Source organism: Telmatobacter sp. DSM 110680, from assembly GCF_039994875.1.
GTDB lineage: Bacteria > Acidobacteriota > Terriglobia > Terriglobales > Acidobacteriaceae > Telmatobacter.
Genome location: NZ_CP121196.1, coordinates 3,100,744 through 3,123,669 on the forward strand (window position 1 = coordinate 3,100,744; position 22,926 = coordinate 3,123,669).

Sequence of the window (22,926 nt, forward strand, 5' to 3'; positions counted from 1 at the left end):
GTAGATTCCTATCAGACGGCAGGTGTGTTACTCAAATGATCGGGCGTAGCTGAAGACATCGCTCTTTTTCTGCGGGCGCAGGTTGGGGAAGACGAAGTGTTCGCGGCGAACTTCTTCGCGGACAAATCCGCATTTTTCCAGCACGTGCGCCGAGGTGGTGTGCTCGGCGTGGCAGATTGCTTCGAGCCGCTCGACGCCGGTTTGGCGCGCCACGTCGACCATCGCTTCCAGAGCTTCCGTGGCGTAGCCCTGTCCCCACGCGTCTCTGGCAAAGACATAACCCGTCACGGCGCGCGTGGCGCTCTTGTAGAAGAGCCCAGTGCTCCCTACGATTTCTTCGTTAGCGCCGTTTTCCCGGGTCATCACAAGGTAGGGCCCTGCCGGCCAACGTTGCCACTCGTCGTCGCTCATCGCGATAAACGCCAAGGTGTCCGCCACACTTCGATGCGTGGGCCAGCTCAGGTACCGCGTAACCTCGCTGTCAGAGGCATAGCGATGAAAAACGGATTGGGCATCACTTGGCTTTGGCCTGCGCAGCAGAAGCCGCGCTGTCTCAATCTTCTCCGACGCTTTGACAGCTTTGGCGTTCGATTCCATCAGCCCTCCGACAACGGTCTGCCAATTTCCCAGTGATGGCCGAAGGGATCGACAAGGCGGCCGATGCGCCAGCCATAGTCCTCGTCCCGCACCGGGCATATTGAGGAGGCACCGGCGGCCACTGCGTGATCGAAGACAGCTTGCGGATCGTCAACAATCAGGACCGGGTGCATGCTGTTGCCGCCGACGGATTCGGGGCTGAAATTCTGATGGACGGGTGACTCTTCCGCAACCCAAAAATCTCCTTTGCCAATGGCAAGGTGGGCAACTACGGTGCCGTCATCGTTGTCGAGCCGCATGACGGTCAATGCCCCGAACGCACGCGTATAGAAGTCAACTGCGGCGGCACTGCGACGAACGTACAGCATGGTGGTGATAGTTGTTTCCAGTTTCTTGTCGGTAGACACGGAACCTGCCATTGAAATTCTCCATGGTAGTTTTGCCGATAAGAGTGGTGGTCGTTTGCGTCAATACGCCTGCAGTTGATCGAGGGGCAGGCGCACGCGGAAACAGGTTGATCCCGGATCGGAGCGCACGCTGAGATGTCCGCGATGTTTGCGAACAATACGCATGGCGTTGTCAAGGCCAAGACCGAGACCCTGTCCAGGCGCCTTCGTAGTGAAGAATGGCTCGAAGATGCGATCCTGCAACTCAGGGGGAATACCGGGTCCTGTGTCCCAGATTTCCACCAGCATCATTTCACCTTCGAGACGGCAAGTAAGGCGCAGTTTGCCGCCGTTCCCGGATTCAGAGAGGGCATCCAGCGCGTTCTCAATCAGCGCTGTCCATACCTGATTCAACTCGCTGCCGTAGGCGCTGATGCGGGGTAGATCGGGTTCGTAGTTTCGCTCGATCTCAATATTTTGCATGCGAGACTGGAGCATCTGGATGGTGGCATCGAGGCCTGCCGCCACATCAACTTCCAGAATCGGCGCGCGATCCATATAGGAGTACGCCTTCACGGCACTGATCAAGTCGAAGATGCGAGCGGTGGAGTTCAATAGCGTGTCCACCGATCTGGTGGACCTCAAGTAGCGCGCGAAGTATTGCAGCGAAATGCATGTTTCGTTGGCGCCAATGAGTGTGCGAAGTTCCTCAAGATCGGAGACGTGTGTTCGCTGTTCAGCGAGCTGAGCTGCAACCTCCCAGGCTCCGTCACAGGGTAACGCGGTGAGCCATGCTCGCAGATCTTCTTCTAACTGGATTTGCTGGCCTGTGTCGCGCGGATCGTGCCGGGAGGACCGGCTCAGGACTTTTTGCTCCCAGGCTTCCACGCCTTGAATCTGCTCGTCTGAAAGACATAGATTAACGAGCTTGAATCGGTTTTCACGATTCGACCTCAGTTCCATGACGAGACTCGAGGCTGCACGCTGGGCCGCAGATGCGGGGTTGTTGAGTTCATGTGCCAGATTGCCCGCGAGCTTGCCCAAAGCGTTGAGCTTCTCTGCCTGCTGCTCAATGCGCGTGACTTCGCGGACGCGATCGAGGAGTGTGGAAACAACGCGCTGCGTCATGGACGGAATGGCTGCGAGCATCTCAGGGAAAGTCTCTTTACGGATGAGGAGAGCCCAGACAGGCGTCACGGCAAATCCCTGTCCGCCGGAGGTTTTCATGCGCGAAAAGGGCAGCAGTCCGGTCATCTGTCCGGCGCGGCCTATGAACAACTCCATCGGTCCGCCGCGCTGGCGTCGCACGTGAATCTCACCTTTGAGGATGAGGATCATGCGGTCGGCGGGCTGGCCCTCTTCAAAAAGGATGTCGCCGGGCTGTCCAACGATCTCCTCGCCGTGTTGCGCGAGCCAGAGGCGGTCTTCGAACGGCAAGCCCTGCAGTGGTCCGACACGATCGAGGGCCGCCGCGATAGTCTCAGCAGGCGTAGGACAGACAGGCGCGGTCAAGGTAGGGGAGAGCATCCTGAACCTCCGGCTTATGCACGTTCAGGATAGCCCATGCCCCAGTCACAACCTGTTAAGAACTGTTGTGAAGCGGTCCGGGATCAAGGCGAACGGCGAATCGCCGAGCCCGAATTGCGGCACGGCAGTTGCGGCGATGCTATGATGGGCGGTTTGTAATTCTCTGCCAGGAAATTCATTATGTTCCGCAATATCTTTTCTGTGCTGCTTCTTCTTTCTTCGACACTTATCGGACTCGGTGAGACTTCGGCTGCCGGCTTCGCTGACGCCACGAAAGTATTTCGACTCGACGGTGCAGTGCTACCTATGCTTTCGATGTGAATGCGCGAGGAGGCAGGAAGGGCGAGGGGTTTCGCGTTTGAAGCGGAACGGGCTTGATGCCAACGCAAATTTATGCGGTTTCGCCAATTGGAGGCGCGCTTCTTGAGGGGAAGATGTTCATTTTCGAGAGCGAAACCGAGACTTCGCGAGGGGCGTAGTCATTTTCCAACCTATAACCAGAATCAGGGGGATTTCATGTCGCGTCGCATCATCATCGCAACTGTAATCGCATCGGTGTGTCTTGCCGCCAGCGGCACAACGGGGCTGGCCCAAGCGAATGACGAAGCAGCTACCAAGGCCCGCCTTGAACAGATTGCGAACTCGTATACACCAAATCACGCATTTATGGGTACGGTGCTCGTGGTTGAGGGCGATCATGTGCTTCTCGACAAGGGCTACGCAATGGCCAGCCTGGAGTGGCAGGTTCCTAACACGCCGGAGACCAAGTTTCGGCTTGGGTCGTTGACCAAGCAGTTCACTGCAACGTTGATACTGCTGCTGCAGCAGGACGGCAAGCTGAGCATCAGTGATCCCATCAGCAAGTACTTGCCGGACTCGCCGCCGGCATGGGCAAAAATCACTCTGGCCAACCTGCTTGGACATACCTCCGGAATCCCAAGTTTTACGGGCTTCAAGGAGTTTCACACCTGGAGCATGAGCGCGCACACGCCTGATGAGGAGATTGCACTTTTTCGCGATAAGCCGCTCGACTTTGAGCCGGGGAGCAAGTTCGATTACAGCAACTCCAACTTCATTGTGCTCGGAGTTGTCGTTGAGAAGGTGAGCGGAAAGAAGTACGTTGACCTGCTGCGCGAGCGGATTTTCGATCCTCTGGGCATGAAGGACACGGGTTTGGATTCTGATGAACTGGTGTTACCGAAACGTGCCGTGGGATATATGCCGGGACCGCATGGGGTAGAGGTTGCGCGTTCAGAGTCGATGTCGATTCCCTGGTCAGCCGGGGCCATCTACTCCACCACGGGCGATCTACTGAAGTGGGAGCACGGTTTGTTCGGTGGCAAGGTTTTGAGTGCTGATTCACTGAAATTGATGACGACCCCCGGCAAAGGCGACTACGGTCTCGGTGTCTTCATTGCGAATCGCGATGGAGTACGCGTGGTCAGCCATGGCGGCGGAATTGAAGGCTTCAATACGAATCTTATGTATGCGCCGGAAAAGCAGATCGCCGTCGTCGTTCTCAGCAATGTTAACGGCGGCGCACCTGATTCAATGGGCAATCAACTGATGGACACTGTTCTCGGTAAGCCCGTAGTTCTTGCAACCGAACGCAAGGCGGTGCCGATCACGAAAGAAGAGCTGGCGAAATTTGCCGGTGTCTACGATCTGGCGCCAACGTTTTCACTCACCATTGCCGTCAGCGGCGATCATCTGACCGGGCAGGGAACCGGACAGCCTTCCACCAACCTGATGTACCAGGGCGTGAAGGACGGACATCCTACATTTTTTGTAGCGCAAGTTGGGGCCGATATCGAATTCGTGCCTGACGCCAGCGGAGCCATTACTTCGCTCATCCTCCATCAGGGAGGGCAGAACATTCCTGCCAAGAAGCACTGACGAGCCGTGAAGAGGTGGTCAGGGATTCTAAAGCCCGGAGAGGCACAGGGGCCTGTACGGCTTATTTCGCGCCTTTTGCTTTGTATCCCTGCCACACGTATTCCAGTGCTTCGGGAAGGGTTTGCGCCTTCACCGCGCGGTCGACGTGGCCTGCATTTACTGCGAACACAAACTGATAGTGATACTTTTTCGCAGCCAGGACTTTGGCCATGCGCTCATTGGCTTCTACCCAGTCGTGCATGTTGTCGTGCATTACGTTGGGATTGAAAAGGTCTCGGTCGCCGACTTCCATCCAGATACGGATCGGCATGCGCTTGCTTTCCGGAATCAGATGCTCGTGAAACTCCCACGCGCCGTGCGGCGACTTCGGATCATAGGGCCACTGCTGATTCACGTATGTGCCTGAATATGTCAGCACGCGATGATAAAGGTCGGGATGATACCAGGCCATGATCAGAGCGCAGGACCCACCGGAACTGCCGCCCATGGTGGCGCGACCATCGGGGTCATGGGTGAGCTTGACGTGGGCTTCGCTCTCGACGCGGGGCAGCACCTCATTCTCAACGAATTCCGCGTAGCGACCGGACATGGTGTCGTACTCGAGGCCGCGCTCGCTGCCTTGCGCGTCGCCGCTCCCGTTGCCGATGGAGATGGCGATCATGGCAGGCAGCTTGTGCGCGGCGATCATGCTGTCGAGCGCGGTGAACAGCATGCGGTCGGTGCCATCGGCGCCGACGATGAAGGGGGCTACGCTGCCAGGTACATAGGCCTTGGGTACGTAGACGGCTACCTTGCGCGTGTAGGGAGCGGGATGGCTGGTGGTGATGATGAGTTTTGCGGGATCGTTTGGATCGGAGGTGCCAAAGGTGCCTTTGTCGCGGGCAATGCCGGGGTAGTACTTGCTGTCGGCGGAGTTCATCGTGAATTCGACGACGGAGCCGTTGGCGAGATCGGGCGCGGACATTTCCGGTGCCGATGGATGGGTGGGGCCGATGATGAAGTTTCCGTCAGCGTCGGCGGGTGGGACGGTGCCGTCGGGCAGTTGTTTCGCGTCGACGTAGCCGGGGGTGTGTGCATCCCGAGTAGGAAACGTCGGACGCGCGGCTGCCGGTGGCGTTTGTGGTGCAGCTGGCACCTGGGCGAATCCGACAATCGCGGAGGCAAGGAAAACTAACGCTGATGCTCGAGGAAGAAGTTTCATTGCGATTGATCTCTCTTGTGCTCGGTGTTTTCCAGTGTATGGCAGTCCCGTTGCGCAACCAGATTGTTGCATATACCCCCTCTCCCCCCCGACTCTGGATGCAAAATCGTCCCAGGTAAAGACTTACATTGAGCGTAGGCCTGCAAATTACTCTTTCCGTGTGACTTAGCCGCAGATTCCTCTGGGTATTGGAGTTAGCTGGAAAGGAGTTCAGATCAGTGAATCAGGATGGCGGAGCGACTTGCGAGTGAATCGATTCCACGCCTTCCATTGTGCCTGAGAGCGGCTTAATTACCTGCAAATGCGGGTGGTGAATTTTACGAGCTGAATGAATGAGTTAGCGGAAAAGGTCGCGCGAGGTTCTTGACTGCGTTCGTGCGCAGAAACTCCAGGGCGGATATCACTTCGGGATCGCATAGAAGAACTGCAAATCGCGGTGTGAACTGACGTGCCTCATTACCCCAGCGCATATTGCGGCCCAATGATGAAACGGCCGATGGTTCAGCTTCGAGAGTGAAGATCTGGCAAAGGGAAGAGTTGCCCACGATCCGCTCGCTGAACAAAGTTTGCGTCGTGACTTGGATGAGCCACGAGCTTGAACTTCACCCTCGTTGTGTGTAGGGTGCTGAGGATGAGGAATTAAGGACTATGGAACTGCGGCATGGCTGGCGTTTGCTGGCGATTGCGTGTGGCGTTTTCTTTTTCGGCACTCTCGGCAGCTTTGGGCAGGAATGCCGGGTGACCACGACAGTGCGCGTGCGGAGCGATCCCGGGACGTCTGCAGTGAGTCTGACGTCAGAACAGTTGACCGCGAAGATTGGCGCGAACCCGGCGAGGGTCATTTCGGTCACAAATGCGCAGAAGCCAGCGACAATCGTACTGATCGACTTTAGCAGCAGCATGAAAGCAGAGTGGCAGCAGTCCCTAGAAGCCGCGAAGCAACTAACAGGAGGTGCCGGCGATAGAGTCGGTGTGGTTGTGTTTAACTACCAGATCTTCGATTTCGCCAATGGTCGAGAAGCCACAAACAAATTGCTTGAGCGATTGGCTACTCTTAAACCCCGCATGGACGGAACGGCACTTTACGATACGCTGATCGAGGTAGCGAACTCGGCGAAAGATCCGAACACCGTATTGATTTTTCTCAGCGACGGCAAGGATAACGAAAGCCACAACACACCTGAACAAACGATAGATTTATTTCTGAAGAATCGGTGGCCTCCGGTTTTTGGTCTCGTGCTCGATTATTCGGATGACGAGAAACGGCGGGGATACTTCAAGAAGGTTGTTACCGAAACCGGAGGAATCCTTGCGCATCCGTCGTCAGCGTCGGGAGTTGCGGAAGCTGCAAGTCAGTTGTGGTCCACCATAGACGCGCCTTTCACGGTTGTACTGCAAGCGTCGCAGCCTGTGCTGAAGCCTGAGAAGCTAAAGATTGAGATGATAGGGCCGAATGGGAATTCGGGGCACCGGACGGAAATTGTTCACGTTTCTATGATTTCCGGTTGTGATGCGACAGCACCTCCGGTAACTAACTGAAGCCAGTTAGATGCCGCAAGATCGCATGTAACAGCTCGGGGTCTTAACGTCGGAGGTTCTTTTGTCGGGGGGTGCGGTCCCTCGTCTGATGCAGGACAAAGATGACTTCATGGTCCAGTGATCGCCGACTTGACTGCGGGTGTTCCGCCTGTAACCGCCTATTCTGATCTTTGACGAAGGTTCGCCTTCACCGCCGGATTACTTCTGAATGGTCCACCATCCAAATCGGAACCCCGGGGGGGCAACAGTGCCAAACAACTTCTACTTCGCCCAGGCGGTCACCCATTGGAGCGTTTGATCCGCCCAGGGTTTCGAGTTCAGCATTGCGGAGGCGATATACAGGAACGCAAGAAGTGAGATCGAGGCGATAACGTGGGAGCGGATCAGCCGGCCCCGATAAAAGTCCCAGCCTAGCATCAACGAAACAAGGAGAATGTTGCCGTTGAAAAAGTAGATGAAAAACGGTAAGCCAGGTTGCGGATTCCAGGCTGGAACAGCGTAGCCAATGAGGCGGCTGAACCCGGGATCGGCTAGGGCAACGGTGGAAAGAATCATGAACCGTTTGTGGGTAGCAGGATCCCTGCGCCTGGCAATGCCGAGTGCAAGGAGAAGAAGAAAGCCGCCGACGTCGACCACGTGAATGGCTTCGAAGGGTACGGGGATTGGGCCATGTGCCCTTACCTGCGCCATGATTACGGTGTAATCCGCGACGGGGCCCATGACGGCCATGAGACAGGCCCATGCGACCAGTAACCAGCCCAACCTGCGGTGAAGGTCCACGCGGTTGCGGACGACGAAGAGAACCTGCGCGGTGAGCAGGAACATCCAGATGGTGAAGACAGCCGCATGAAGGTGCAGGGCGAGTGGCGGGTTTTGGTGAAGGAAGTTCCGGGCGTCCATCCCAAAGCCTAGGGCCATGCCTACCCAAAGAACACCGAGGTAGACGGCAGAAGGAATCCGATCTTCCCGTGTATTCCATTTTCCGCGAACATGCCACTTCCAGCGCGAGACGTTCTCCACCGGTGACCTCCAGTTGATTTGGGGAAGCTGGAGCATCGCAGGGCGCTAAGGTGGTTGTCAACGGATATCGAACGAGTTCTGGGTGTATGACCGCCCGTAAACGGTGATCACGGTGGTGTCACCGGCCACTCTTCCCTAGCCCGCCTAGGAAAGAGTGCGCCACAATTCGCCCGTACAGTCGAAATCGTGGATCCATGCAGAAGTTATGAAAGGCAACCGCAGTCACGCGTGGCACGCTGCGCCATCCAAGAGCACGAAAAGCCGGGGGAGATCGTGCTTTCCCAGGTCCCAAAATCGGGACGTGGGGCACCCAATTTCTGAGAACGTATTTGGATTCTGCGCGCATATCCTTCGGCTGCGCATCCGGGTGATAAACCTAAGAGGAAATTCGAAACGGGCCTATGAGGTCGATGCGGGGAGAACTATTCAGCTAACACAATCGGGAAGTGTTGGCATTCCTCGAATAGATCGGTTTGAAAGGCAACTGCAGTTCCCTCCACTTCGGTCGCGGATGACGAAGGTCTTTTGCACGCCAATGTCATTTTTCGTAGGTGTAGAAGCCGCGGCCGGATTTGCGGCCTAGCCATCCGGCGTCGACCATGCGGACGAGCAGAGGGCAGGGGCGATATTTGGGGTCGCCGAAGCCTTCCTGGAGCACACGCATGATATCGACGCAGACGTCGATGCCGATGAAGTCGGCTAGTGTGAGCGGACCCATGGGATGCGCCATGCCGAGTTTGAAGACTTGATCAACGGCCTCGGGAGTGGCTACGCCTTCCATTACAGCGAAGGCAGCCTCGTTGATCAGCGGCATCAGAACGCGGTTGGAGACAAAGCCGGGGGCGTCGTTGACCTCGACGGGTGTTTTGCCGAGTTTGACGGAAAGGTCGCGTACCGCGGCGAAGGTTGGGTCGCTGGTGGCCATGCCGCGCACTACTTCTACCAGCGCCATTACCGGGACGGGATTGAAGAAGTGCATACCGATAACTTGAGCGGGACGTTTCGTGAGCGCGGCCATCTTTGTGATGGAGATGGAGGAGGTGTTGGTGGCGAGGATTGCGGCGGAAGGGAGGATGCGGTCGAGGGCGCGAAAGACTTCAGACTTCAACTCCAGCCGTTCGGGTGCAGCTTCGACGGCGAGTTGTGCGACGGAGAGCGACTCCATGTCTACCGTGGCGGTGATGCGGCTGAGAGACTGCTCGACATCAGCTTCCGTCAGCTTTCCCTTGGCAGCCTCGCGGCCGAGATTGGTGTGAATGGAGGCAAGAGCGCGGTCAAGGAAGCGCTGTTCAACATCACACAGGATTACGGGAAAGCCCGACCGGGCGAATACGTGAGCGATTCCCGACCCCATGGTTCCGGCGCCCACGACGGCTACTGTTTGTATGTCTCCCACCTTCAAACTTCCTCCGACGGCAAATGGGAGTTTAGCAGTTGAGGCGGGCACCATGGTGTTCAGGTGGGTCTAATGAGGGGCAACCCGCGCCTCGGAGTGATGCATCTCAGATTTGGCGCTATCCACGCAGAATTCTATGGGGCTTCAAATCGACGGTGATTCCTACCTTCCTGTCAAAACTGGGGCCAGGCGCTAGCAGATGGAACGGTGCGACGAGAGCAAGATGGAAATCACTCCTGATGGTTCCCTCGATCAACAGACGAGCAGCAGGTTGGGGATCCAAATTCCTCACTTAAAACAGCCGAGGCTCGAAGAACTTCTGGCTAACGCTCCTGCGGCGATCGCATTCCTGAGCGGTCCAGAGTTGCGCTGCTCCTATGTAAATGACCTGGCCGTTCGAGCGACAGGGCGGATATCAGCCGATCAGCTTTTGGGAAGTACTTTTCGCGAGGGTTTGCCGGAGCTTGAAGGGACCGGAATTTTCGAGATTCTCGACGAAGCTGTTCGTACGCGAGAGCCGTTCCGCGGGCGTGAAGTCAAGATTCCGTTCATTCAGTTTGAAACGGGAGAGACCCAGGACAGGTATTTTGATTTTGTCTGCCAGCCGATGGTGGATGCCGCCGGCATACTCGATGGAGTTTTCATTCACGCGGTGGACCTGACTGATCGGGTGGAGAGCCGCCGGGCCCTCGAAGTCAGCCAGGATCGGCTGCGCGTTGCTCATGAAGCTGCACAGATGGGCACGTGGGAGTGGGACGCCGTTTCCAATACACCTGTTCTTTCCTCGGAACTACATCGCCTGTTTGGAACTGATCCAAATGACGACGCCAAGACGATTACCGAGACGTGGGCCGCGCGCGTTCATCCTGCCGACTTGCCGCGTGTCCGCGGTGCAATCGCGGAGTCGGTCGAGAGCGGAGCGATGGAGATTGAATACCGATACCTACATCCAGAGCGCGGACAGAGGATTCTTCATTCCAAGGGACGGCGCGTTGCAGGCAGTGCTCACCTGGTCGGCGTTGTACTGGATGTAACGGAAGCCAAGACTGCGGTGAATCAAGTTAAGGAGCAGCGGGAGCGCTTCGCGTTTGCCGCCGAAGCGGCCGGGATTGGCTACTGGTTCTGTGACCTGCCGTTTGACAAGCTGTCGTGGGACGATCGCGTGAAGGAACACTTCTGGCTTCCGGCAGACGCCGACGTGGATATCAAGCTTTTCTACGAGATCATTCACCCTGACGATCGGGAAAATACGCGCCGCGCTATTGAGGAGTCGATTAGAAGCCATGGGCGCTATGACCTCGAATACCGGACCGTTTCGGCCGAGGGTAAGCAGAAATGGATTCGGGCGACCGGGCGCACCGCCTATGATGCTGTCACGGATGTGCCGATCCGGTTCGACGGAGTGACCCAGGATGTGACCGCGCTGAAACAGACGCGGGAAGCTTTGATTCGCAGCGAGAAGCTCGCGCTTGTGGGCAGGCTTGCCGCGTCGATTTCGCACGAGATCAACAATCCGCTGGCGTCGGTCCTGAACCTGTTGTATTTGATCCATCAGAATTCGAACGAAGAGACGATCAGGGAATTCAGTGCTTCAGCGCAGCAGGAACTGGCGCGTGTTTCGCACATCGTCACACATACTTTGCGATTTAATCGTCAGTCGAACAAGTCGTCGCGAGAGAAACTTTCGGATTTGCTGGAGTCCTCAGCGGCGATCTACCTCGCTCGCATGAAAGATGCGGGAATTGAGGTAAGACTTGATTATCGAGACGAGCAACTTGTGCACTGCTTTGGATCCGAGTTGCGTCAGGTATTTGCGAATCTGATCGGCAACTCGTTTGACGCCTGCAAAAGCGGCAGCAAGGTCCTGCTGCGGACTCGGGATCAGCTGCATCCGAAGACCGGAGAGCGGGGCGTTCGCGTCACGATCGCAGACAATGGAACTGGAATGGACAAGAGAACGCTGCATAGGCTGTTCGAGCCCTTCTTCACGACCAAGGGCGATAAGGGCACTGGACTGGGACTTTGGGTGAGCCGGGAAATTCTGCGGAAACATCATGCGGTGTTGCGTGTCCGCAGCGGGCGATCTGCAGAGGGAAGCGGAACTACGTTTTCAATCTGGCTGCCGGCGGAGTCGAACCTGGTGCAAGAGGGTTAGTGCGCAGAGAAGGCTTACCGGTGGAGGAGCCAGAAATCGATGCTCGCAAAAGAAAAAGGCGCGACCGAAATCGCGCCTAAGTAACTTACCCCATGTTTACCCCAAAAATCTAATTTCCTTGCGAGCCTGCCGGAACGAGTTGCACCTGATCAGTGAGCGTGAGCATCAGGTAGGCCCCGGCATCGATGTTGGCTTGCGGATGGCTGACGAGGTTGTGGGTTGTGACCAGGCCCGCTCCAACGAGACCGCCTGCGAGCATGCCGACAGGACCGCCGAGGATTGCGCCAACAACCATTCCGCCGCCTCCAACGCCGGCATATTCGAGTCCGTCCTTTTTAAGACGGGAGCCGGGCGTGATGACTCCTTCAGAGCCGACTCGTAGGTGCGATCCGGGAGTTGACCGGACCATTGCATGCAGGTGGAACGTGCTGCCATTTGCGAGAGTGACAGTTTCGGGCTGGAGAAGGATGGAGCCGTGACCGCCGAAGTGGCCAGTAGAAACCTGGGCTACTTTGCCATCGATCTCAGCGCCGGCGGGAATGACGATCTGTCCATCTTGCATGACGTCGCTGGCCACGCGGCTGCGAAAGGGCTGGCCTGGTTCGGAGAAAGAGCTGGAAACTTCGTCGAGCAGGCGAACGCGAATCATGGTCCCTTCGCCGAGCATGCCGGGAGGAAGCGGGGCAGGGTGGACGATGTCGCTGTCAGGATCCACCGCAGTGGCGCGTTTAGAAAGTGTGGGATCGGAAGGTGCTACGCCGACAATACCTTCATCTGTGCCGTCCCCGTAGGTCTGCGGGGTTGGGGCCGCATTCTGGCGGACGGTCATTTGCTGCGGAGCGGGCTGCATGACCGGCGCTGATTGCATGGGATGGCCGGCAGGTGGCTTGGGTATCGGCACCTGCTGCTCGGTGGTGATGATGGAATCGTCTGGAGGAGGATTGGAGGTTCCCTGGTAGGGGCTGGACTGGCTAGCGTCCTGGGCCATGAGTGCGGTGGTAGCCAATGCGAAGAGTGCACATGCAAGAATCGGCCGGTTCATCCAAATTCTCCCTGTTCGGTTTGAAGCAGGCGGTGCTTCCCTTGATGGATTAGACACAGGCTGCTTGAAAATGTTCCGAGCGAGGCACGTGAAAATCTATTCCGACGCAAACCTCACCCGAATAAATGCTAGCTTGCGGCCATTACTGGCGGCGCACAACGGAGGTGTGGAGGTGCCTTGCACAGCACGAATCAACTGAGATACCCCAAGGGCCATCCTTTATGCCTGCTATCGGTTGCCGCATGTGACCGCTGCCACAACGAGCGCCAGCGCCACGACTGGTAGAATCCGTACGGAAACAACTTTCATTTTTCTACGTATTTTGTGCGCTGGACGGAGAGGGGTTTGAACACGTGCACGAGCTTCTGGAAACAATTCAGAGCGCTGCCGGAGAAGCTGTTGCCGTGGATCGCCGTCCCAAACTGAACGACCGGCTGCAGCACCGCATTGCGAGGACTGATATGACAGAGATTGTTGCTATTCGCGCGCGCGAAGTACTTGATTCGCGTGGAAACCCCACCGTTGAAGCAGATGTGATTCTGGAGAGCGGTGCACTTGGCCGCGCCATTGTGCCTTCGGGCGCATCGACTGGTGAGCATGAAGCCGTTGAATTGCGCGACGGCGACAAGAGCCACTACATGGGCAAAGGTGTGTTGCAGGCGGTCGAGAATGTCGAAACCGTCATCGCTCCCGAACTTGAAGGAATGGACGCCTCGAATCAGAGATTGATTGACCAGACGATGATCGCGCTTGACGGCACGCCGAACAAGAGCAAGCTGGGCGCGAATGCGATTCTAGCGGTTTCGCTGGCGGCGGCTCGCGCGACGGCGCAGACCTTGGAGATTCCGCTGTATCGCTATCTCGGCGGCGTGAATGCCAGCGTGCTGCCCACGCCGATGTTGAACGTGCTGAATGGCGGCGCTCATGCCGACTCCAACGTCGACTTCCAGGAATTCATGATTATGCCGGTTGGTGCGGAGCGCTTCAGCGATGCACTGCGCTGGGCAGCGGAGACTTTCCACACCCTGAAGGGTGTTCTGAAGAAGAAGGGCTACAACACGGCGGTTGGCGATGAAGGCGGATTCGCTCCTTCGCTGAAGTCGAACACTGAGGCTGTGGAATTGATCCTCGAAGCAATCGAGGCGGCTGGTTACAAGCCCGGCGAACAGATTGCCATTGCGCTTGATCCTGCGTCGTCTGAGTTTTACGACAAGGACAAGAAGAAGTACGTATTCAAGAAGAGCGACAAGCGGGAACTGAGCAGCGAAGAGATGGTGGACTTCTGGGCGGAGTGGGCGCGCCAGTATCCAATCGTTTCGATTGAAGACGGTCTGGCTGAAGACGACTGGGAAGGCTGGAAGCTGATCACCGACAAACTGGGAAGCCGCATCCAGTTGGTGGGCGACGATTTATTTGTCACCAACGTTAAGCGTCTGCAGCGCGGCATCGAAGAGGGTGTGGCGAATTCGATTCTGATCAAAGTCAACCAGATCGGCACGCTCACGGAGACTCTAGAAGCGATTGAGCTTGGCCGCCGTTATGGATACACGTCGGTGATGTCGCATCGTTCGGGTGAGAGCGAAGATACGTTTATCGCCGATCTCGCGGTGGCCACGGGTGTGGGGCAGATCAAAACGGGCTCCGTTAGCCGCACCGATCGTATCGCCAAGTACAACCAACTGCTCCGGATCGAAGAAGAGCTTGGTGCTGGCGCGGTTTATCTTGGCCTGGAATCACTGAACTTTAACGACGAGTAACCACCTGCGGTGGGGCCAGACGGCTTCGCCTCGGGTAGTTGAGAACCAGTACGATTTGCATAAGTCCTCATCCAGAGACACGGGTGGGGACTTATTGCTTATAGGATTGCCATATCGGATGACCGAAGTTCGGGAATCTCAATTGGACGAGCCTGGGGAGTCCTACACTAGAGATAATGCGCTTCCTCACATCCCTCTTTTTTCTGCTGAGCATTTTGTCTGCTGCAGCCCAGACATCACCGACTATAGTGCTGCATGACCTGAAGGAAGCCGAGGCTCTCGGCTCCGACCTCTATGCAAACAGCCGCGCGACGGGGCTTGTGCTGGTGGTGGTGCGCGGGAAGCAGATGTACTTCCACAGCTACGGCGAGACAGTGCCAGGATCGCACCAGGCTCCATCGCTGGATTCAGAAGTTCGGTTGTGCTCGCTGACCAAGATTTTTACTACCGATCTGCTGGCGCAGTTTGTGGCTGAAGGCAAGATTAACCTGGACGACCCGCTGAAGAAATATGCACCGAATGGTGCGGTCGTTCCTGAGAAAGACGCGGTCATCACCCTGGAGGAACTGGCGACTCATACGGCTGGCCTGGAGCGCGAGATTGGAACTGCCCCTCGAAGGGCACCGCATTTTTCCTATCCGGACTATGAGACGCGATGGCACTGGCTTGCGAGCACGGAGCTGAAGTTCACACCGGGAACGAAGGCGTTCTACTCCAACGTTGGGTTCGATTTGTTGAGTGACGCGCTTGCCGAGGCTTTGCATACGCCTTACCCCCAGTTGCTTGAAACGCGCACGCTGAAGCCGCTGAAGATGTGGGATACAACCTTCTTTCCGAAATCTCGACAGTGCGAACGGTTGATGACCGGGGCGCACGAAGAGGGGCCTTGCACGATCACGGCGAACACCGAGGGAAGCGGCGGCTTGTACTCAACGCCGGCGGATATGGTGAAGTTCCTCAGCTACCTGGTGGGAGCGGGGGCACCGGCGCAGGCGGAATATGCGCGTGATGTGTATCTGCTGCCATCAAGTCTGAAAGGACAATACGGACTGGACCATGCGGGACGACCGAGCGGAATCGGCCTCGGATGGATGCACCTGGGAGCGAGCGGGGATGAATCGCACGTGATTGAGAAGACAGGCGCCGGAGCGGGATTCACGACGTATATCGCGATTCATCCGGCGAGCCACACGGCGATTTTTGTGGCAATGACCGAGGGCAGAGCGGGAGGTTGGGAACCAGGGTTCAATCTTTTCAAGGCGTCGAATAACGGATTGCTCGCGCTCGCGGGGCTGCCGCCGTTTCCGGACCGACCGACGAGGAGAGCTTCGGCTAGGCGCTCGTTGCAAACGCGGGTGCACGCGAACAAGTCGAGCAGACGGAAACGCGCAATGCATGCGAATCAAAGGACGGTTGGGGGTAGCTAGAGGAATTCGGAACGTATTTCTGGTTTAGCCACCACTCGGGACTTCACTCAGCAATCCCTCTTTGGTGTCGAGATTTGCCGATAGAATCAATGGTCCGAGGCGGGTCGGATTGAGGCCACCATTGCATTGATCTCTTCTTGAGTGAGCACTTGTCCGTGGCCCTCGCCCCCCCAAATGTCAAAGGCGAGATGGCGGTCTGCTCCATCGTACAAATCTATACGTGCCTCGTAGGGCGGGACATCCGGGTTTCCTACCTGAAACCCGTGGAACTCGCCGGAGGAAATCGTGTAGACGGGACGAATCGTAAGGGCGTGCACTGGAGAGGACTCCGTGAGCGCAATAAACTTCAAGACGAGCAAAAGCGATGCTCTCTCGTTTTGTGATGAGCGAAACCTCCACCATTTCACTTGTTCAGGCGTAGCCAACATCGCTACCTGCATCAGCTTGAACTGGGAATGGAGCATTTCCCGGCCAAGCAACTTCTCCACATGCTCATCGTTGTGAGTTGATGCAAATACGAGCGAATCTTCATAGCGCTCTGGGCGGGGGAATTCCAACATGCCATTGGGAAATCGGACAAGAGTTGTTTGTTCGATGGTTCTGGCGATCCCTTTATTGGGTAGTCGAAATATGAAGCCATAATGTTCGATATTCGAATTGGACAAGGGGGATTCAGCCTTGTTGGAGATGCTCACCGGGATAATGCTCAATTGAGGATCAATCTTGCCGAGGTGTTGTGAGGACAGCCAAGGCTGAAGCAGATAAAGAACTCCCCAACCAACGGCACCGACCAAGAACAGCAGCCCAATGAGCTTTCCAGAAACAATTGCGAACCGAGAGATTATTCGGCCAGCCAATCCCCACCGTACATGCCACCATTTGAGTGCTTGATCTTCCACGCGCCGATGATACCAGTCGCTTACATCCGAAGCGGTCGAGTAACCGTCTGACCGGAAGTAACAGCTTTTGCGCTCGGTGGAAATTCTCGATAACCCCAGTTCATACATGTCGCGCCGAGACACTCCAAGACAATGAATATCGGATGAGATGTGCTTTCCCACCCTTGCTGCGCAAGGATGGGGCCCCCTCAATTTCATGTAGAGGCCGAATTGCGTTTTTCTCCCAATAGACATCCGCCGTCGACGGTTTGCTGACCGAGGCAAGGCGCTGCACTGTGTCGCGATGTGACCGTTGCCACGTGGGGAGACACATTGAGCATTTATCCTGATATCAAGTACATCGATTGAATACGAGGTATCTTCGTGGCTTCAACGAAACACCCTCTGGTTCTGACCATTCTTGATGGATGGGGTTATCGGGCTGAAACAGCCAACAATGCAATTGCGCTAGCGCGCAAGCCGGCTTATGACAAACTGCTGCGCGAGTTTCCCAACACGCTGATTCAAGCTTCCGACCATTTTGTCGGTTTGCCCGATGGGCAGATGGGTAACAGTGAAGTGGGCCATCTAAACATTGGTGCGGGACGCATTGTGCAGATGGACATTACGCGCATCGACGCGCTGATCGCTTCGGGGCAATTTGCGAAAGAACCGACCATCATGCAGGCGATGCAAAAGGCGCGCGATGGACGGCATGCTTTGCATCTCTTCGGGTTGGTATCAGACGGTGGTGTGCACTCGCATCAGGAGCATCTGTACGCGCTGCTGCGCGTGGCACGCGAGCACGGGTTGCCGAACGTTTTTGTGCACGCGTTCATGGATGGGCGCGATACTGCTCCTGACTCGGGCGCCGCGTATATCGCAAAGCTTGAGCAGAAGATGCGCGAGTATGGCGTGGGCAAGGTGGCCTCAATCAACGGACGCTACTACGCCATGGATCGCGACAAGCGATGGGAGCGCGAGCGCAAGGCATTCGATGCGATGGTGAACGGTAAGGCTGAAGGCGGATCGTATGCCGATCCAGTTGCGCGCATCAAGGAAAACTACAACAACGGCATCACCGACGAGTTCCTGATTCCTTTTGTTGTGGTCGACGCGGCAGGGAAGCCGGTGGGGCAGATTCGCGATGAGGATGTCTGCATCAACTTCAACTTCCGCGCGGATCGTGCACGGCAGATTACCCGTGTGCTGGCGCGTGAAAGCGGACTGAACAAGGATGGCGGCCGCAATCTTGAGGGCTGGGAATCGCTCGACGAGACGATTCCGCGCAGCGAGATTCCGAAGAACCTGCACTACCTTTGCATGACGCAGTACGACAAGCTGTACGCGCTCCCGATGATTATTCTGCCGGAGTCGATGGACAACATCCTGGCGAATATTCTGTCGGGACATAACCTGCGGAACCTCCGTGTAGCCGAGACGGAAAAGTTTGCACATGTAACGTACTTCTTTAATGGCGGCATCGAAATTCCATTTCCGGGCGAGGATCGCACGCTTATTCCATCGCTTAAAGTTGCGACTTACGATCTGGCGCCAGAGATGAAGGCCGAGGCGATTGGCGACACGATTGTGAAGGCGATCAACGACACTGCTTTCGACCTGGTGGTGGCTAACTTTGCCAATGCCGACATGGTAGGCCACTCGGGAAAATTGGAGCCCACGATCCGCGCGTGCGAAGCCGTAGACGCGCAGCTCGGGCGCATCTATAAAGCCATCAAGGAAAAGAACGGAAGCTGGCTGATTACGGCCGATCACGGCAATGCTGAAATGATGGTCGATCCAGTGACTGGCGGCCCGCACACTGCGCACACTACGAATCCGGTGCCGATGATTTATGTTGCGGAAGATGGTCCCAAGTATCGGCTGCGACCTGACGGGTCATTGCGTGATATCTCGCCGACGCTGCTGAATCTTCTGCATCTCGGATTGCCAAAGGAGATGACGGGCGGGGACTTGCGCGTGCCACTGGTCAAGTAACGAGTACGATGACGAAATGCAAAAGGCCTCCCAAAGCGGGAGGCCTCTAATTTTTGCAGCATGCGACGCTTACCGGGGGCGGAGCGACTTGATGGCGTTGGGGAGGCGCTCTTCAATGATGCGTGCGCGCTCGGCAGCAATGCCGCCAAGGTACGAAGGAACCGGCGTTGCGGTGAGCACCAGCACGAAGGCTATTACCGAGAAGCAAACGCCTGCGATCGCTGCAGAAACGAGCATGTGGTAGGTGTCGGCAATGTCTAATCCGAGGATGTTGAATGCAACGTGCTCGAGGGGTTTGATGTGACGAAGAACCGCGAGCGCGAACAGGGAGAAAAACACGGAAAGCGACGTGAGAACGACGAGGGAGACATCCAGGCTGCGGTGAAATTTCAACCGGGCACGGCAGCGGCTGCAATCGGCGAAGTGCTGCTCATAATCCCTGCGCATCTCGGGGGAGATCCCTGAAATGTCATACCGCCAGCTGGCAAGAATCGCGCCTACAACGCGGTCGGTACATTGAGTTTTCGCCATATTCCTTAGACTCACTTTGTGATGAATCTGCTTGATTTACGTGCTTCGCGTTTAAGTAAATGCGCGAGCTGAATCCGGTTTCTTGGATGCTTTGCCTTGACCGGGCGATGCTAAATTACTCAAAAGACGTTGAAAATAAACGACTTATATTTGAGAAATTCGGCAGAGTTTAAGGCCGCCCAGTGATGAAGTACTCCTACTATTGTAATCGAGTTCCGTCAAAAACAAATTGTTGACATAGGTTCGTGTTGCGCTGCAAGCAACAGCCGGTTGGCCAGCAAACTGGCGCGACCATTCAGGGCACGCTCTGCGGCTATCCGCGCGAGTTCAGGAAGATTATTGCTTTCAGATAGATGGCCGAGGATTACGTAGGAAGCCTGGCCGTCATACTCGGTCTCAAGGTAGGTAGCGGTCGTCTCGTTGGACAGGTGACCAACGCGTGAAAGCACTCTTTGCTTAACGGACCAAGGGTAGGGGCCATCGCGCAGCATTTCTAGGTCGTGGTTGGATTCAAGCAGGAGCAGATCGACGCATTTGAGCTGGGCTTTTACGTTGGGCGGGATGTAGCCGAGGTCTGTGGCCACGGCCATGCGCACGCCTTCGGCTTGAAAAACGAATCCTACCGGGTCTGCGGCGTCGTGAGGAATGGTGAAAGGGCTGACAGAGATGTCGCCGATCTGGAGCGGTTTTCCGGCCTCGAAGTACTGGACTGAGGGAAGGGCGGTGGGATCTTTTGGGGGAGCTGTCGGCGTGGCTGCTGGTTTGGGATCAGAAACCGGTTCGGCGGATGCTTCAAAGTCTTCGGGATCGCACTCCTCTACAGGAGGCGCGTCAGCTTCGGCCATGCGGGCGGCTGCCTGCTGGCGGCACTGCTCCAGCCATTGGGTGTAGGTCATTTGTTTGCGCGGCGATAGCCATCGCACCCAGGCGCGGTGCGTGCCCTCGGTGAAGTAGACGGGAATGCCCAGCTTGCGCGCGGTGACGCCGAGGCCGGCTACGTGATCGGAGTGCTCGTGGGTGATGATGATGGCGTCAAGAGTGGCGGGATCCTCGTCTGCGAGGCGCATGCGCCGGAAGAGTTCGCGGCAGCTGAGGCCCGCGTCGACCAGGATCCGAGTCTTACCGCCGGTGATCACCGTGCAGTTGCCCTTGGATCCCGAAGCCAGTACTGTGAAGCGGACCATGAAGTGAGGATACCGCGCAAGCCTGTGCAATTCGAGGCCGCTGGTTAACCGCCAAGGAACATCTTCCGAAGCTGGAATCGGAAATGCTGAAAATGTGCCGGGTTGAGAATCCTCGAAGTATGCTGCTACTAAGGTGACAGCAGTTGTCCATCGAGGTCCTAGTCATGACTGTTAAGCGGATTTTTGGCGGCGCGATCCTTTGCAGCATGGTGTGCGGCGGAATTCTGGCTTGGACTGTTGGGTCGGGATCCAAGGTGGTTCGTGCGGCGGATAATCCTGCTGTTGCTCATACCTGGAGTCCTGAGGCCGCTGCGCGTTATCTGGATGACCGTGAGACGTGGTGGCAGGGGTGGGACCGTGCGCAGAAGGATCATGGAACGCTCTGCATCAGTTGCCACACGCAGGCGAGTTACGCTCTGGCGCGGCCGGCACTGAGGAGACAGTCAGGCGCGCGCACACAGTCGGCGCAAGAGCAGGTGATGCTGGCGAGCGTGGAGAAGCGGGTTCGCGCGTGGAAGGATGTGCAGCCTTTCTACAGCGACGCGGTCTATGGGGCTGGAAAGGAAGTGGAATCGCGCAATGCGGAATCCGTGCTAAATGCGATTATTCTTGCGAACTACGACGCAGCCCAAGTGCATTTGAGTGAACGCACGCGCATGGCTTTCGACAATGCATGGGCGTTGCAGTCGAAGACCGGTCCGGATGCCGGCGCCTGGGTTTGGCAGAACTTCGACTACACGCCGTGGGAGTCAAAGGAGTCGCAGTATCATTGGGCGGCCATGCTGGCGGTGGCTGTCGGAAAAGCACCGGACCAATATCGAGACAATCCAAAGATTGCGGCGAGTCTTCGTGCTCTGTATGGCTACTTGAGAAGTGAGTACGACGCGCAGCCACTTGTGAACAAGGTCGTGGCGCTTTGGGCTGCGCAATATTTTCCGGCAATGCTGAGCAAGGAACAGGAAGAGTCCCTTGTAACTGAACTCAACCGTTTGCAACACCGGGACGGGGGCTGGAGCCTTAGCGATCTTGGTAGTTGGAAACGCCGCGACAACACTCCGCTGGAGACGCGCAGCGATGGTTATGCGACTGGACTGATTGTTCTGGTGCTTGAAGAGAATGCGTCCCTCTCTCCCCAAGATTCTGTGGCGCGCGGTCGAGCGTGGCTTGAGATCAATCAGGACAAAACTACGGGAGCATGGCCGGCATGGTCGTTGAACAAGAATCGCGATCTGAATTCAGATGTGGGTAAGTTTATGAGCGATGCGGCGACGAGCTATGCAGTGCTGGCATTGGAAGAAAGACGGTAGGACGGAGGGGCTGAATTTTCGCCGCTCGTTCGAGCCCTATCGCGATGCCGAAAGTCGTCGCAAACTAATTTCTAACTTCGCTCATGATGCCGACGGTGTTGCCTTCAGTGTCTTTCAGGAACGCCATCCACAGCTCATGGTCGGGCATTTTCGCGATCAAGTGCGGCTCTTGAAGGAACTCTGCGCCACGTTGTTTCAGCGCGGAATATGTCGCTTGAATGTCGTCGACCTTGTAATAGAGGATTGTTCCGCCGCGCGGCTCCGATTTCTCGGGAGTGCTGAGCATGATGCGAATGGCTCCGCACTGGAGAAAGGCGAGCAGGCCTGCATCGAAGAGGAACTTCATGCCCAGAGTGTTCTGGTAGAAGTGCTTTGCACGCGGAAGGTCGTCGACGGTGATTGCGATCTGTCCGATCGTGTCGAAACAAACGGTCGACAGGGTAGCATCGGAGTGACTCATTATGATCCTCCACTTCGTTAGCCCAGCTAACGATATATCATAAATGTATAGCGCCATGTCAATCCAAATTCCAGAGGACGCAAAGATTCTGGCAGACCAGCTTCACTCTGCTGCAATTCATCTGCTGCGCAAGCTGCGGCGCGAGGATGCGGCCAGCGGATTGAATGCGCCGCGGTTGTCAGCATTGTCGGTAGTTGTATTCGCGGGGCCAGTGACGCTGGGTTATCTAGCGGCAGCAGAGCAGGTGCGTCCGCCGACGATGACGCGGATCGTTGACGCGCTCGCCGAGCAGGGACTGGTAGTGAAGAAGAAGAATGCGCAGGATGGACGCAGCACCCTGATCCATGCGACGGCGGCAGGGAAGAAGCTGTTGCTGCAAGGGCGGGAACGGCGGGTGCGTGCACTGGCTGCGCAGATTGCTGCGCTGGGTTTTGATGATCGAAAGATGTTGGAGGATGCGGGAGAGATTTTGCGACGAGTGATAGCTGCAATCTGAAAATCAATATCGGTTCTTCGACTTCGCTGCGCTTCGCTCAGGATGATGATCATTGTTGGGTGGGGCGTGCTTTCCCACCCATGCCGCGGTGAGGCTGCGTCATGGATGGAGCAGCCAACTTTGTGGCAC

At 56.6% G+C, this 22,926-nt stretch carries 19 protein-coding genes; 8 read left to right on the forward strand and 11 right to left on the reverse strand.

Annotated elements, in window-relative coordinates; all coding sequences use genetic code 11:
* Nucleotides 1–27: 27 nt before the first annotated feature.
* The 3 genes from P8935_RS12775 to P8935_RS12785 are packed head-to-tail and all read right to left on the reverse strand — an operon-like array spanning nucleotide 28 to nucleotide 2,510.
* Entirely contained in the window at nucleotides 28–597 is a 570-nt protein-coding gene (locus tag P8935_RS12775; protein ID WP_348260677.1) for a GNAT family N-acetyltransferase, read from the reverse strand.
* Nucleotides 597–1,016, reverse strand: a complete 420-nt coding sequence (locus P8935_RS12780) for a VOC family protein (protein ID WP_348260678.1) — start codon at nucleotides 1,014–1,016, stop codon at nucleotides 597–599. Before P8935_RS12780 ends, P8935_RS12775 begins: the two co-directional genes overlap by 1 nt.
* 48 nt (nucleotides 1,017–1,064) lie before the next feature.
* Nucleotides 1,065–2,510 (reverse strand): ATP-binding protein, encoded by a 1,446-nt coding sequence (locus P8935_RS12785; RefSeq protein WP_348260679.1) that lies wholly within the window; start codon nucleotides 2,508–2,510, stop codon nucleotides 1,065–1,067.
* Nucleotides 2,511–3,026: 516 nt separating this feature from the next.
* On the opposite strand from P8935_RS12785, the gene P8935_RS12790 reads away from it, so the two are divergent.
* A complete protein-coding gene (locus tag P8935_RS12790; RefSeq protein WP_348260680.1) occupies nucleotides 3,027–4,406 on the forward strand; it encodes a serine hydrolase in 1,380 nt (459 codons plus the stop codon).
* Nucleotides 4,407–4,467: 61 nt separating this feature from the next.
* Here P8935_RS12790 and P8935_RS12795 read toward each other — a convergent pair whose 3' ends face one another.
* Nucleotides 4,468–5,607 (reverse strand): alpha/beta hydrolase-fold protein, encoded by a 1,140-nt coding sequence (locus P8935_RS12795; protein ID WP_348260681.1) that lies wholly within the window; start codon nucleotides 5,605–5,607, stop codon nucleotides 4,468–4,470.
* Between the two features lie 648 nt (nucleotides 5,608–6,255).
* Between P8935_RS12795 and P8935_RS12800 the strand changes: the two genes are divergently transcribed.
* Entirely contained in the window at nucleotides 6,256–7,146 is an 891-nt protein-coding gene (locus P8935_RS12800) for a vWA domain-containing protein (RefSeq protein WP_348260682.1), read from the forward strand.
* 261 nt (nucleotides 7,147–7,407) lie between these two features.
* Here the strand turns inward: P8935_RS12800 and P8935_RS12805 are convergent, their stop codons facing one another.
* Together P8935_RS12805 and P8935_RS12810 are read right to left on the reverse strand one after the other, a co-directional pair.
* Entirely contained in the window at nucleotides 7,408–8,166 is a 759-nt protein-coding gene (locus P8935_RS12805; RefSeq protein ID WP_348260683.1) for a hypothetical protein, read from the reverse strand.
* Between the two features lie 538 nt (nucleotides 8,167–8,704).
* Nucleotides 8,705–9,562 carry a 3-hydroxybutyryl-CoA dehydrogenase gene (locus tag P8935_RS12810; protein WP_348260684.1) on the reverse strand — a complete coding sequence of 286 codons (858 nt, stop codon included), beginning with the start codon at nucleotides 9,560–9,562 and terminating at the stop codon, nucleotides 8,705–8,707.
* 223 nt (nucleotides 9,563–9,785) lie between these two features.
* On the opposite strand from P8935_RS12810, the gene P8935_RS12815 reads away from it, so the two are divergent.
* Nucleotides 9,786–11,717, forward strand: coding sequence for a PAS domain-containing protein (locus P8935_RS12815; RefSeq protein ID WP_348260685.1), 1,932 nt, complete (start codon nucleotides 9,786–9,788; stop codon nucleotides 11,715–11,717).
* A gap of 109 nt (nucleotides 11,718–11,826) precedes the next feature.
* On the opposite strand, the gene P8935_RS12820 is transcribed toward P8935_RS12815, so the two are convergent.
* Nucleotides 11,827–12,759: a hypothetical protein gene (locus P8935_RS12820; RefSeq protein ID WP_348260686.1), complete on the reverse strand. Its 933-nt coding sequence runs from the start codon at nucleotides 12,757–12,759 to the stop codon at nucleotides 11,827–11,829.
* A 461-nt stretch (nucleotides 12,760–13,220) separates the two neighbouring features.
* On the opposite strand from P8935_RS12820, the gene eno reads away from it, so the two are divergent.
* Entirely contained in the window at nucleotides 13,221–14,516 is a 1,296-nt protein-coding gene (eno, locus tag P8935_RS12825) for a phosphopyruvate hydratase (protein ID WP_348265334.1), read from the forward strand.
* Nucleotides 14,517–14,692: 176 nt separating this feature from the next.
* Nucleotides 14,693–15,943, forward strand: a complete 1,251-nt coding sequence (ampH, locus tag P8935_RS12830) for a D-alanyl-D-alanine-carboxypeptidase/endopeptidase AmpH (RefSeq protein WP_348260687.1) — start codon at nucleotides 14,693–14,695, stop codon at nucleotides 15,941–15,943.
* An 86-nt stretch (nucleotides 15,944–16,029) separates the two neighbouring features.
* On the opposite strand, the gene P8935_RS12835 is transcribed toward ampH, so the two are convergent.
* Complete coding sequence (locus P8935_RS12835) at nucleotides 16,030–16,842, reverse strand: hypothetical protein (protein WP_348260688.1); 813 nt, start codon at nucleotides 16,840–16,842, stop codon at nucleotides 16,030–16,032.
* Between the two features lie 363 nt (nucleotides 16,843–17,205).
* On the opposite strand from P8935_RS12835, the gene gpmI reads away from it, so the two are divergent.
* The gene (gpmI, locus tag P8935_RS12840) at nucleotides 17,206–18,819 is read left to right on the forward strand and encodes a 2,3-bisphosphoglycerate-independent phosphoglycerate mutase (protein ID WP_348260689.1); all 1,614 of its coding nucleotides are present in this window, start codon (nucleotides 17,206–17,208) and stop codon (nucleotides 18,817–18,819) included.
* A gap of 69 nt (nucleotides 18,820–18,888) precedes the next feature.
* Here the strand turns inward: gpmI and P8935_RS12845 are convergent, their stop codons facing one another.
* Nucleotides 18,889–19,350, reverse strand: a complete 462-nt coding sequence (locus P8935_RS12845; RefSeq protein ID WP_348260690.1) for a hypothetical protein — start codon at nucleotides 19,348–19,350, stop codon at nucleotides 18,889–18,891.
* A 218-nt stretch (nucleotides 19,351–19,568) separates the two neighbouring features.
* Nucleotides 19,569–20,534, reverse strand: a complete 966-nt coding sequence (locus P8935_RS12850; protein WP_348260691.1) for an MBL fold metallo-hydrolase — start codon at nucleotides 20,532–20,534, stop codon at nucleotides 19,569–19,571.
* A gap of 164 nt (nucleotides 20,535–20,698) precedes the next feature.
* Here P8935_RS12850 and P8935_RS12855 point away from each other — a divergent pair, with 164 nt between their 5' ends.
* Nucleotides 20,699–21,841 (forward strand): hypothetical protein, encoded by a 1,143-nt coding sequence (locus tag P8935_RS12855; RefSeq protein ID WP_348260692.1) that lies wholly within the window; start codon nucleotides 20,699–20,701, stop codon nucleotides 21,839–21,841.
* Between the two features lie 64 nt (nucleotides 21,842–21,905).
* Here the strand turns inward: P8935_RS12855 and P8935_RS12860 are convergent, their stop codons facing one another.
* Complete coding sequence (locus P8935_RS12860; protein ID WP_348260693.1) at nucleotides 21,906–22,301, reverse strand: VOC family protein; 396 nt, start codon at nucleotides 22,299–22,301, stop codon at nucleotides 21,906–21,908.
* A 55-nt stretch (nucleotides 22,302–22,356) separates the two neighbouring features.
* On the opposite strand from P8935_RS12860, the gene P8935_RS12865 reads away from it, so the two are divergent.
* Complete coding sequence (locus tag P8935_RS12865; protein WP_348260694.1) at nucleotides 22,357–22,797, forward strand: MarR family transcriptional regulator; 441 nt, start codon at nucleotides 22,357–22,359, stop codon at nucleotides 22,795–22,797.
* Nucleotides 22,798–22,926: the final 129 nt, after the last annotated feature.

What these genes read in the sequence shown, in the direction of transcription:
- P8935_RS12775 (WP_348260677.1), bottom strand. Translation starts at nt 597, where the DNA reads ATGGAATCGAACGCCAAAGCTGTCAAAGCGTCGGAGAAGATTGAGACA.
- P8935_RS12780 (WP_348260678.1), bottom strand. Translation starts at nt 1,016, where the DNA reads ATGGCAGGTTCCGTGTCTACCGACAAGAAACTGGAAACAACTATCACC.
- P8935_RS12785 (WP_348260679.1), bottom strand. Translation starts at nt 2,510, where the DNA reads ATGCTCTCCCCTACCTTGACCGCGCCTGTCTGTCCTACGCCTGCTGAG.
- P8935_RS12790 (WP_348260680.1), top strand. Translation starts at nt 3,027, where the DNA reads ATGTCGCGTCGCATCATCATCGCAACTGTAATCGCATCGGTGTGTCTT.
- P8935_RS12795 (WP_348260681.1), bottom strand. Translation starts at nt 5,607, where the DNA reads ATGAAACTTCTTCCTCGAGCATCAGCGTTAGTTTTCCTTGCCTCCGCG.
- P8935_RS12800 (WP_348260682.1), top strand. Translation starts at nt 6,256, where the DNA reads ATGGAACTGCGGCATGGCTGGCGTTTGCTGGCGATTGCGTGTGGCGTT.
- P8935_RS12815 (WP_348260685.1), top strand. Translation starts at nt 9,786, where the DNA reads ATGGAAATCACTCCTGATGGTTCCCTCGATCAACAGACGAGCAGCAGG.
- P8935_RS12820 (WP_348260686.1), bottom strand. Translation starts at nt 12,759, where the DNA reads ATGAACCGGCCGATTCTTGCATGTGCACTCTTCGCATTGGCTACCACC.
- eno (WP_348265334.1), top strand. Translation starts at nt 13,221, where the DNA reads ATGACAGAGATTGTTGCTATTCGCGCGCGCGAAGTACTTGATTCGCGT.
- ampH (WP_348260687.1), top strand. Translation starts at nt 14,693, where the DNA reads ATGCGCTTCCTCACATCCCTCTTTTTTCTGCTGAGCATTTTGTCTGCT.
- P8935_RS12845 (WP_348260690.1), bottom strand. Translation starts at nt 19,350, where the DNA reads ATGGCGAAAACTCAATGTACCGACCGCGTTGTAGGCGCGATTCTTGCC.
- P8935_RS12850 (WP_348260691.1), bottom strand. Translation starts at nt 20,534, where the DNA reads ATGGTCCGCTTCACAGTACTGGCTTCGGGATCCAAGGGCAACTGCACG.
- P8935_RS12855 (WP_348260692.1), top strand. Translation starts at nt 20,699, where the DNA reads ATGACTGTTAAGCGGATTTTTGGCGGCGCGATCCTTTGCAGCATGGTG.
- P8935_RS12860 (WP_348260693.1), bottom strand. Translation starts at nt 22,301, where the DNA reads ATGAGTCACTCCGATGCTACCCTGTCGACCGTTTGTTTCGACACGATC.
- P8935_RS12865 (WP_348260694.1), top strand. Translation starts at nt 22,357, where the DNA reads ATGTCAATCCAAATTCCAGAGGACGCAAAGATTCTGGCAGACCAGCTT.